Source organism: Pseudomonas rhodesiae, from assembly GCF_007858255.1.
GTDB lineage: Bacteria > Pseudomonadota > Gammaproteobacteria > Pseudomonadales > Pseudomonadaceae > Aquipseudomonas > Aquipseudomonas rhodesiae.
This window is the reverse complement of sequence record NZ_VFEU01000049.1, coordinates 1-11,126: the sequence shown is the minus strand read 5'-3', so window position 1 is coordinate 11,126 and position 11,126 is coordinate 1. Positions and strand designations below refer to the sequence as shown.

Below are 11,126 nucleotides of genomic sequence, written 5' to 3'. Positions count from 1 at the left end.
AAAGGGGGCAGTGCGCCCCATACGCGGGAATTGAATAAAAAACGATCAATTTTTAGCGGTGGAAGGCAGGTTGTTGATACACCGAGGCTTCACCGGCCACGCCTGCCGGCCTCATGAGAAATCCGGGTTAGCAGCATGGTCTACAATATACCCACTTTCAGTTAAGCCTTGCTGTATATACTCAGCTGTCTTAATTTCGTCTTCAACGACTAATATACGCATATCGACCAATTACCCGACAATAAAAGATTTATTTGAACACGAAATGTGCAATCAAAGATCCCTATCAAAGAGGTTGTGAAAATACTGTAAATCGTAACTGTGACATATCGACGCACCCCGCTCAGCGGTTCAATCTAATAGTTTTTACGATTAAGTAGTCTTCGCTATTCTTGCACCGATTATAGCAAATAAATTAGCTGTTTCTGAATCCTACAGAATTGTAATTTAAGCGTCACCTTCCTGATATTTGCTGCCCGTTAACATTAGATGCGAATAGGCCAGCTTTAAGCAATCCGGCTTTACTTGACTCGTAAGGCCAGATAGAGAGCGCCCAATGGCTTGGCGAGCGACTTACGTTATTAGGAAAGAAGATGACGAAAACCACTAGCTTCAAACTTCGCCGGAACATCACGCTTTTGGTTTCCTGTTTTTTAGGAAGTCAAGCCTGGGCGGTTGAACAGCTTAATATAAGCACCGATCAGATGAAGACGATGGGAATCCAGACAGCACCAGTTCTTAGTAACTCTGGAGATCTAAAAAATCGTTACCCTGCTCAGGTGGTCGTACCTCCCGGCGCAGAACAGATCGTTACGTCACCGATGCAGGCTATGGTTTCGCAGCTTCTCGTCTCGGAATTTCAGGTTGTAACAAAAGGTGACCCGGTGGTGCGGTTGACAGGCCCCGCCATGAGCCAATTGCAGCTTGAATTGCTACAGGCTTCATCTCGAGCAAGCCTCGCTAGAAAAGCCTACAACCGCGAAAATACTCTCTTTGAAGAGGGCATTATTCCTCAACGGAGGGCGCAAGAAGCGGAGGCAGCCTTACGTGAGGCTGAGGCAACGCTATCACAGGTGCGCTCAGAACTTTCACTTGCAGGTCTCTCGAAGTCTGACACCGATAAAATTATAAAGTCGGGTTCGCCTTCGGACGGAATTATTTTGGCGGCGGCTCAAGACGGTATTGTCACGTCTATCTCGGTGAAGCCCGGCCAGAGAGTTGATGCTGCTACAGCTTTATTGAATATCGCCCAAGTCAAGGTTCTGTGGGTAGATATACAGGCCACTTCAACGGCTGCGCAAAATATAAGCTTAGGTACTATTGTAAATGTTGTAGGTAAAGATGTATCAGGGAAAATTAAAAGCATCAGCCCCATTATAGCGTCGGGCAATCAGTTTGTAATAATGCGAGCAGAAATAGAGAACGTTCAAGGTAAGCTGAGGCCTGGTGAGTATATTTCAGTCGATATTCCAGTAGCATCTTCAGGAAATACTTGGGATCTACCATTGTCCGCTATCGCTCGCAATAAGGCAGACTCAGTCGTATTTGTGAAAACTGAGCAGGGCTTTTCAGTCCGCCCTGTCGAAGTTATGGCCAGTACAGGCCAATACGTGCGAATTGAAGGTGACTTTCAACCACGAGACCAAGTAGCTATCAGTGGTGTGATTGCGCTGAAAGGCGCCTGGCTTGCTGAAGGGGAAGCAGAATGATTTTGAACAAGCTCATTCAATTTTCTCTGGCCCAACGATTATTTATAATTTTGGTTACGGTTTTGATTTCTGCTGCGGGTTGGTATGCCTATCGCGGCCTGCCGATTGATGCGTTTCCAGACGTTGCAAGCACTCAAGTTAAAATTATTATGAAAGCCCCCGGCATGACGCCGGAAGAGGTAGAGAGTCGTATCGCAGTACCCGTCGAAGTTGAGATGCTTGGCATTCCGAACACCAAAACACTTCGATCAGTGACGAAATATGGTCTGGTAGACGTCACCATCGATTTTCAGGATGGCATCGACATTTTCTGGGCTCGCCAACAGGTTGCTGAGCGACTCGGAAATCTGTCGGACAGTTTACCGGAGGGTATTTCCGGTGGCATGGCTCCTATCACTACCCCGTTAGGGGAAATGTTCATGTTTACGGTCGACGGAGACTCTTTATCGCTGGTAGAACGCCGAAGCTTGTTGGACTGGGTAATTAGGCCGGCGCTGCGGACAGTGCCTGGAGTTGCCGATGTCAACTCCCTGGGTGGTTTGGTGCGCACTTTTGAGGTGCTTCCTGACCCTATGAAGATGGCAGCCAATAAAATAACCCTGGAGCAACTATCGAATGCTCTAAGTATAAATAATCGGAACGATGGTGCAGGACGTTTGGCCGAAGGCGATGAAGTATTATTGGTGCGAAGTGAGGGCAGCATTAACTCGCTTGACGATCTAAAAAATATAGTGGTGAGTGCGACGACCGGAACTCCGGTTCGAGTTAGCGACATTGCGAGAGTACAGATCGGAACGCTCACACGCTATGGCGTAGTAACTCAGAATGGCACCAATGAAGCAGTGCAAGGATTGGTACTAGGCCTTGCTGGTTCAAATGCGCGTGAGGTGGTTAAAGGCGTGCAGGACAAATTGGCAGAGTTAGCACCTACCTTACCTGCAGGGATATCGATTACGAGTTTCTATGACCGCTCGTCTCTGGTAGATAAAGCTGTCGGTGCTGTTTTCAAAGCTTTACTTGAAGCAACCGTACTCGTCATCATTCTACTTGCACTATTTTTGGGGAACATTCGTGCGGCTTTGACCGTTGCGCTCGTGCTGCCACTTGCGGCGCTGATTACTTTCATCCTTATGCGACTATTTAATATGTCTGCCAACCTTATGAGCTTGGGGGGGTTAGCAATTGCAATCGGGATGCTGGTCGACGCGGCAGTGGTCGTTGTTGAAAACATCGTGCAGCGACTGGCTACCGATGAGTCTCGTGGAAAAGTTCCAAGGCTTCATCTCATATTCCGAGCCGTTCGAGAAGTCGCTGTTCCTGTAACTTCTGGTATCTTGATCATCATTACTGTTTTCCTCCCTCTAATGACCCTACAAGGCCTTGAGGGCAAGTTTTTCGTCCCTGTAGCGCTGACGATTGCTTTTGCACTGGCAGGGTCGTTGCTGCTTTCCTTAACTGTTATACCTGTGCTTTCATCTTATTTTTTAAAAGAGGTAAAGCATGAAGATCCTTGGTTGGCGAGAAAGCTTCTAGGGCTCTATAACCCGATTTTGAGTTGGGGCATGCAGAAGCAAAAAGTAGTGTTTGTTGGTGCTGCAGTTATGCTTTTAGCCGCTGGGATTGTGTACACACAAGTCGGTAAAACCTTTATGCCTACAATGGATGAAGGGGACTTGATCGTGGGTATAGAGAAATTGCCATCCATCAGTCTCGAGCAAACTGCCGAGCTGGATAAAAAGATTCAAATGGCGTTGATGACGGCTATACCAGAGATAAAAGGAGTTGTAGCTCGCGCTGGCTCTGATGAGATTGGTTTGGATCCTATGGGTCTCAATCAGACTGACACCTATTTGCTGCTCAAGCCAAAAGACCAGTGGCGCATGAGCTCTAAGGAAGATTTGCTGAATGAGATTCGTAAAGTTCTAGATAATTTACCTGGTATCGAATACAGCTTTACTCAGCCTATCGAAATGCGTGTATCTGAAATGATTATTGGTGTTCGGGGCGACTTGGCCGTGAAGGTATATGGCCCAGACCTTGGCACACTCAATAAGCTCGGAACCCAAATTGAAGAATTACTGAAGACAATCAACGGTAGCCAGGACGTTTATACGGTTCAAAATGACGGTGTCCAATACTTGCGAGTCGAAATTGACCGATTGCAAGCAGGTCGATTAGGACTTGATGTTGAAACCATTCAAAACATACTTAGAGTTCAGATTGAAGGTAAGCAAGCTGGCATTGTGATCGAGGGCAATCAGCGTACGCCGATCTTGATTCGTGCTGATAAAAGTGTTCGTACCTCACCGGCGGAGTTCGATGCTTTGATTATCACTACACCTTCAGGAATGTCTGTTCCTCTGCGCGATGTCGCCAAGTTAGTTCGTGCGGACGGCCCCGTTAAAATTGACCGTGAAATGGGTAGCCGATATGGCGTAGTAATTGCGAACGTGAGTAACAGGGATCTGGTAGGTTTTGTTGAGGAGGCCAAGGCTTCGGTTGCCAAAAATATCGAATTACCCAAAGGTTACACAATTACTTGGGGTGGGCAGTTCGAGAATCAACAGCGCGCTGCTGCGAGATTATCTATTGTGGTTCCAGTCGCACTTGGCTTGATTTTCGTGCTGCTGTTTTCGACATTTGGATCCGTCAGACAGGCTCTGCTTATTCTTAGCAATATTCCTTTTGCACTTGTAGGCGGTATCGTTGCCCTTTGGGTTACTGGCGAATATCTGTCAGTGCCAGCTTCAGTCGGCTTCATCGCACTGTTAGGTATCGCGGTACTCAACGGGATCGTCTTGGTCAGCTATTTCAATCAGCTCTATCATGAAGGGATGGCTATTAAAGACGTAGTCATCCAAGGTTCAAGGCGCCGGTTAAGACCAGTCCTCATGACTGCTTCTATTACTGCTTTTGGACTGGTTCCACTTCTATTTGCAACGGGCCCTGGCTCAGAAATTCAACGCCCTTTGGCTATTGTAGTGATAGGCGGCTTGATCACTGTTACGGCATTGACACTTCTCCTCTTACCGATACTGTATTTGCGTTTTGCTCATTCGAAAAAGGAGAGCTCCAATGCCTAACTTGCGAATTACTCTACTTTTGCCGCTAAGTCTTGAAGAGAAGGTTTCTGACTATTTTCTTTGTGATCCTAGCATCGGAGTCTTTACGAGCAGGGTGGTTTCAGTACATGGACTATCCAACTCCATGTTGAACTCTGCGGAGCAGGTTATGGGAAGCGCTAAAGAAACGGAAATCGTTGTCGTGGTAGACGAGGAACGCTTCGAACTCTGGATTAGTGAATTTGAGAGGCTTTTCACTAGCTCGGGTATTCGCTATTGGTCGACCCCTATTTACCGTTCGGGAGTTCTGGTGTGATGGAAAAGTTATTACTTCTAGTATTACTACTGGGTGCCAGTGGAGCGGCTCAGCCTCAGTCTTTTGAAATGCCATTGCCACCTGCTCAAATTTTACCAGCAAGCATTGCGACAAAGCTATTGGATGCAGATCCACGAGTAGAGTCAGCCCGGGCCAGTCTGGATGCGGCTATACAGGAGGCGGGGATTATTAAAAGATCTCCTTACGAATGGATAGTTAACGGTACCTCTCAGCAGCGTCGTGTCCAGGGGGGGCCTAACTATAACGAGTGGACGGCTGGAGTAGAGCGCACCATACGGCTCCCTGGAAAGTCTAGTGCTGACTCGGATATCAGTACCGCAACCCTTGAAATTGCGGAGGCTAGTTATGGTGAAGCTAGGCATGAAGCCGCCCGTGAACTGATGTTAGCTTGGCTTGATTGGCAAGCTGCTGAGGAGGCCCGAGATATTGCGGCGAGAGGAGTAGAGTCGGCTAAAGATAGCCTGGCAGCAGTGCAGAAACGCAACAGAGCGGGGGACGCATCTACGCTTGACGTGAATATCGCTAAGGCAGAGCTCTCCGATCAATTACGCTCGGGTAATGATGCAAAGGTGAAGGCAACTACGACTTGGATTGCGCTTACCACCAAGTTTCCTGGCGTTGAGCGAGCGCGAGTCGCTCTGCCGGCTCCCGTAAAAGTTACTGGAAATGATGAGTCCTGGACGGCGAGAATTATTGAGCAAAGCGATGAGCTGAGGCGCACCATCGCAACTGCAAGGCGCGCTGAAGGTTTGTCCGGACGTGCCCGGGCGGATAAAATACCCGACCCCACATTTGGCGTATTTACGAACTCTGAGCAGGGTAACAGAGAGCGTATCTATGGCGTCAGCGTGAGTATGCCAATACCTAGCCGGTCACGTAGTGCGCGTTATGCTCAAGCGTTGGCGCAGGAAGACGCTACTAGGCACGATTCAGCGCTTGTTAAGCGACAACTTACGACCTTGATTACACAAAATCTGGCGTTGGCTGAAGGCGCCTTTGAAAGCTATCTGCTTGCCAAGGACGGAGCTCAGGAGATGGAAACGAACAAGAGCCAGACTCAACGAGCGTATGAGTTGGGGGAGGCGGATCTTCAATCATTGCTTTTAGCCCGCCGCCAATCCGTTTCGGCAGCCACAACGGCCCTAGAGGCACAAGTAGAGACGTTAAAGACAAACTTATCCCTCCTGATTGATGCCCACTGGATCTGGGATCTCGATCACAGTTGAGCCACCATTCCGGCAGCGCAATCAGCTGCCGGAATTCTTTCAAATTTGTAATTCTTCAATCATCTTGAGGTTATGTTTGTAGGTCAGAATGAGTGGCGGTCATTGCAATCACCATTATAAAAAAGGCCGTCATCATAAGAAACTGCCAAATCTTCGGAGCAGACATGACTAGGATAACCAAGATCTCAACAGGCGTATTAGCGGCAATAGCTGGGTTTAGCTCAGTCGCCTATAGTGCAGAGAAGTCAGAAGGTTTTGTTGAAGGTAGTAAATTTACCGTTACCAGCAGAACATTCTATTTCAACAGGGATAATCGTAATGGTGAAACTGCACCAGGGGGGGGCGGGATATTCTGAGGCGACTGCTCAAGCATTCATTGCGAAATTCAATTCTGGTTACACCCAAGGGACGATTGGTTTCGGACTAGATGCTTTCGCCATGATCGGCTTGAAATTGGACACTGGTGGCGGACGCAATGGTGGGCGAAGTTCGTTTGATGTTCTTCCAGTTGACAGTAACGGGGATGCCCGTGATGAGTACACTAAAATTGGAGGCGCCGCGAAGATTCGCGCCTTTGATACGGAGCTCAAAGTAGGCGACGTGTTTCCTACCAGCCCAGTAGTGTATTACGGTGATTCGCGTCTACTTCCTGAGTCTTTTAGAGGTACTATATTTTCCAATAACAGCATCAAAGGCCTGACATTGCAAGGTGGCCGGCTCCATTCTATGAGTCAGCCTGTATCAAGCGATATGAGGGATGGTTTTGCGACCTTCTACGCAGGCCCTGTAAACTCACCAGGAATGAGCTATTTCGGTGGTGACTACGTTCTAAATGAGAACGTAAGTTTCGCGTTGCATGCTGGCCAACTTCAGGATGTATGGAATCAAACGTATTTCGGTACGAACCTCAGCTACGCTCTCACAGATAATCTCGCGTTGATCGGTGGTTTTAATTACTATCGTGCAGTTGACGAAGGCAAGAAGTTATTAGGTGAATTTGATACCAATATTTGGAGCGGGCGTTTTGGTGTTCAGTTTGGTGGCCACACACTCGCCTTAACCCACCAACGAAACAATGGCGAAAACGACTTCGACTATTTACGACAATCCGACTCTGTTTTCTTGGACAACTCAATACAATATAGTGATTTCAACGCCCCCAAGGAAAAATCTTGGATGCTGCGTTATGATCTGAGCATGAAGTCGTACGGGGTTCCTGGACTCAGCTTTATGACGCGTTATGGCCGAGGTAGTGATATTGACTACTCGAGTGCGAATAGTGTCTACATGCGCCGTGATGCCGAGGGCAGTCCGCTCGTGAATCAAAAGAGGTGGGAGCGCGACATCGAAGCAAAATATGTAGTTCAAACTGGAAAAATGAAAGATATGTCATTCCGCATACGCCAGTCTAATACACGCGCGACTCAATTTGAGTCTGACCTGGATGAGTTTAGGCTAATTGTAGAATACCCTCTTGTTTCTTTGTAAGCGGGCTAGACGTAAACGGAACAAAATTTGATTGTGAACTTGGCCTTGATCTAATTTGCACGTCGCTATTTTTATAGATTTTTAGCTATGAATGTTTGCGTGCAAGTTTGATTGGGGGCTGATTGATCTTTCAGCCGTCTAGATCACTGTTAAAGCTAGCGCCCTTTGGGCGCTTTCTAATTCAAATCTTGTGGTTTAAGGCAAATTCAAACTAAAGGGTGTGGGTTACGACATGAAGACTATTAAGATTTCAGTTTTTATCGCGCTTGCTTTTGCGTCGCAATTTATTAATGCGCAAACGCAATCGAAGACAGACGTTGAAAGGGTTGAGCGCGCCAACAAGGTTGCGCTCGAGAATTATGCCAGCAAAGTCGGCGAACCAGTTCCTGAAGTTAAGGATTATGTGTATGGCATGAAGCTAGACGTTGCCAAGACTATACATGTTTCCCCACCAGTAAAATATTGTGGAAATGTCGATAGCTATATGAGTTATCAGGACTCTCAAGGAAAGCTTCACTCCATTCGATATATCCTGCAGGGCGACTGTCCCCAAAAGCGTTAACGCAATTTTTTACCATGACCCCTCGGCTACGCTTCACTGCCTATTTCGCCGTTATCAGCCTCCATCGCAAATCCTTTCATGGCATGTGGTAGGCCGAGGGTTAGCGGACTGCTCATATGCACGCCGACAGTGCGTTTCTATCGGCTCGCCATATACCGGTTGGCGCTAGTTTGAATTCGAGCATGGAGACGTGAGTTCTCGGCCTTACTGATCCCCCCTAAACACATTCCCCTCTAATTTGATCCTCCCCTACCATCAAATAGACCGTACAAAGAGTAGCACCATTCGCTTGATGCCAATGCTTACTGCCATGTCCGCTGCGTCGAAGCTGATGACGGCCAGTTAAGCCAGCACCAGGCTAGAAGGCTTGCATGCAGCGGGAAGCGGTTTCGTATGTGGTGCTCAACATGATTGGAGGCCTGCCTCGCAACAAGCGCGTCCTTTCGTTTGGTCAAAATTGTGTAGGTTCCTCCGTTCAAGAATAAGCGTGTGTCATTTCTCCGTGTCTACGACAACCGACTTTGCCGGTATAGCACGCACTTTTCGTTTCGCGCCTACCAGGGCTAACGTTTCCAGCAATGCAAGTCGCCGGTAGTGCCGAGCGATGTAGCGGGTACAAAAGAAAATCAAAAAAAACTGTTTCAATCGGGTGAGGTTCATGATCCCCCAAAGCCTCTCGCTTACCTATTTTCTGATCATCATCCAGTTGTATGTGACAGCTCTTGTCGATGCATCACTAAATTTTGCTCTGGACTCGAAGGCTTGAGAACTCTTCGCTCCATCAGCGTGGCCACCGACGATGTAGATCATCAATCACATACGGGTGTTCATGCCTTTCTGCGTTGGTGTCGTCAACATGGGCACGATTGTCTGATAGTTCATCATGAGTGTGCTCGACGATTTCTCGATCATGAGCTGGTCGCCAGATGAGGCTACTCATGATAAGCGAGCCTGCTGCCAAGACCGCTAGCGCAATGAACGATGCGGCCAGGCCGTAGTGTGCTCCCAACCATCCCGCCAGAGGGTAAGTGATTAACCAGCAGGCATGGGATAAGGCGAACTGGGCAGCAAATAATGCTGGACGATCCTCAGCATGTGCTGAGCGACGCAAGATGCGACCGCTAGGAGTCTGGGCAAGGGAGTAGCCAACCCCAAGCACCAACCATAGTGGTAGAAGCAAGTTATAAGTGGTGACGTTAATGCCAACCGCTAAACCCGCGACCAATATCCCTCCGCCGAACAGCATGGCAGTTCGGTCTTTGATGTTTTTCAGCAGCCTGGGCAAGACCAAGGCTGACACCATCGACCCTCCCCCAAACGCTGCCAGGGCCAAAGCAGTGGAACTCTGAGGCAGAGCGAAGCGCGACTGCACCAGAACTACTGTATTGACGATCACCATGGCGCTAGCGGCAGCTACCGTAAGATTGAGCGCCAACAGTCCCCGTAACCGGGGCGTAGCTAGGAATATGCGCATACCACGGGTGGTTCGTTCATAAATGCTGCGTCGTGGTACCTGTTTCGCTTTGGGTAGCAGCACCGTAGCGACTAGAGCCGCAGAAGCAAGGAAACCAATGACCGTACCCGCGAACAGATTATGAAAGCTGATCACGGTCAGCAGTGCAGCGGCGAGCATCGGACTGGCAACACTTTCGAGATCGTAGGCCAGACGCGATAGTGACAAGGCACGGGTGTAGTCATCCTCATCCGGCAGGATGTCTGGAATGGTCGCCTGGAACGTCGGAGTGAACGCTGCCGAAGCGGACTGAAGGACGAAAATCAGCACGTAGATTTGCCAGATTTCCGTTACAAACGGCAGTGCAAGTGCGACCAGTGCTCGCACAAGATCCAGTGAAACCAGCATTGCCCGACGCGGTAGACGTTCTGCAAAAGCCGCTGCAATCGGTGCAACGCCGATGTATGCCGTCATCTTGATTGCTAACGCCGTACCTAGGACGGCGCCGGCTTGGGCTCCTGCGAGGTCGAACGCCAGTAGTCCTAATGCGACAGTGGCAAGACCAGTCCCCACAAGCGCAATCACTTGTGCGAGAAAGAGGTGGCGGTAGGTTCGATTGGCTAAGATTTTCAGCATGAGAAATCTCACATAAGGACACACGCGCCCAGTTGGTTGCCGAGCTTTTCTCGAATTAACAAAGCGACGAGTTGTTCGCTTATCGAGGATTCATATCCCCCTGGGGGGGATATGAAGTCATCCTAAACTAGAGCCGGCATTAGCTCAAGAAGCAGCCGATCAGTCGCTCATCGAATATTTGCGAAATCAAGCAGGATGCGCTTGCTCGGTGAAGGCACTTAGCCATACGCTGCCGGGCGTGAGACCTCTCACGGATATAAAAATATGAGCAAGGAGCAGACCCTGATGAAGCTGTCCGCCATTTTGATCGCCGCTTTACTTTCGATTACGTCCGTTGCTGCCTTCTCGCACAGCGGCGGTACTGATTCAAAAGGTTGCCATCGAAACCATAAAACCAACGACTACCACTGCCATTAAATGGCAAAAGCCCAGCGTCAGGCTGGGCTTTGGTGTGAGCTGGTCACTTCAGATCTGAAGGGGCCTGGGTGTCTGACGGACGCTGTTTAATCCGCTCGTGATAGCTAGCGTGTTGCCGCTGACCGAAAACTGACCCAGTAGAGGCTGTTCTGCCGACTGAAAACTGACCCAGGTGTTCAACTGCTTCTGCTCAATTTTTGAGCAGGAGAACACAGGGTGATCAGTATGGAAATGAT

The 11,126-nt window shown here is 48.8% G+C and carries 8 protein-coding genes and 2 pseudogenes; 7 read left to right on the top strand and 3 right to left on the bottom strand.

Going from position 1 to position 11,126, the window contains the following annotated elements; all coding sequences use genetic code 11:
• Nucleotides 1-132: 132 nt before the first annotated feature.
• A pseudogene (locus FIV35_RS29015) lies at nucleotides 133-222 on the bottom strand (DNA-binding response regulator); the annotation flags it as partial.
• Nucleotides 223-593: 371 nt separating this feature from the next.
• Between FIV35_RS29015 and FIV35_RS29010 the strand changes: the two are divergent.
• The 6 genes and pseudogenes from FIV35_RS29010 (at nucleotide 594) to FIV35_RS28985 (ending at nucleotide 8,384) form a co-directional block, all read left to right on the top strand.
• Complete coding sequence (locus tag FIV35_RS29010; protein WP_051422214.1) at nucleotides 594-1,709, top strand: efflux RND transporter periplasmic adaptor subunit; 1,116 nt, start codon at nucleotides 594-596, stop codon at nucleotides 1,707-1,709.
• On the top strand, nucleotides 1,706-4,792 hold the full coding sequence (locus tag FIV35_RS29005) for an efflux RND transporter permease subunit (RefSeq protein WP_186352427.1): 3,087 nt from the start codon (nucleotides 1,706-1,708) through the stop codon (nucleotides 4,790-4,792). Before FIV35_RS29010 ends, FIV35_RS29005 begins: the two co-directional genes overlap by 4 nt.
• Complete coding sequence (locus FIV35_RS29000; RefSeq protein WP_033902318.1) at nucleotides 4,785-5,087, top strand: DUF3240 family protein; 303 nt, start codon at nucleotides 4,785-4,787, stop codon at nucleotides 5,085-5,087. Before FIV35_RS29005 ends, FIV35_RS29000 begins: the two co-directional genes overlap by 8 nt.
• The gene (locus tag FIV35_RS28995; protein ID WP_033902317.1) at nucleotides 5,087-6,334 is read left to right on the top strand and encodes a TolC family protein; all 1,248 of its coding nucleotides are present in this window, start codon (nucleotides 5,087-5,089) and stop codon (nucleotides 6,332-6,334) included. Before FIV35_RS29000 ends, FIV35_RS28995 begins: the two co-directional genes overlap by 1 nt.
• A gap of 164 nt (nucleotides 6,335-6,498) precedes the next feature.
• A pseudogene (locus FIV35_RS28990) lies at nucleotides 6,499-7,822 on the top strand (OprD family porin).
• Between the two features lie 232 nt (nucleotides 7,823-8,054).
• The gene (locus tag FIV35_RS28985; protein ID WP_033902240.1) at nucleotides 8,055-8,384 is read left to right on the top strand and encodes a DUF2790 domain-containing protein; all 330 of its coding nucleotides are present in this window, start codon (nucleotides 8,055-8,057) and stop codon (nucleotides 8,382-8,384) included.
• 781 nt (nucleotides 8,385-9,165) lie between these two features.
• On the opposite strand, the gene FIV35_RS28980 is transcribed toward FIV35_RS28985, so the two are convergent.
• Nucleotides 9,166-10,473 (bottom strand): MFS transporter, encoded by a 1,308-nt coding sequence (locus FIV35_RS28980; RefSeq protein WP_034139959.1) that lies wholly within the window; start codon nucleotides 10,471-10,473, stop codon nucleotides 9,166-9,168.
• Between the two features lie 264 nt (nucleotides 10,474-10,737).
• Here FIV35_RS28980 and FIV35_RS28975 point away from each other — a divergent pair, with 264 nt between their 5' ends.
• Nucleotides 10,738-10,890: a YHYH domain-containing protein gene (locus FIV35_RS28975; RefSeq protein WP_223817870.1), complete on the top strand. Its 153-nt coding sequence runs from the start codon at nucleotides 10,738-10,740 to the stop codon at nucleotides 10,888-10,890.
• A gap of 48 nt (nucleotides 10,891-10,938) precedes the next feature.
• Here FIV35_RS28975 and FIV35_RS29820 read toward each other — a convergent pair.
• A partial coding sequence (locus FIV35_RS29820) for a hypothetical protein (protein WP_211363920.1) occupies nucleotides 10,939-11,126 on the bottom strand: 188 nt, incomplete at its 5' end.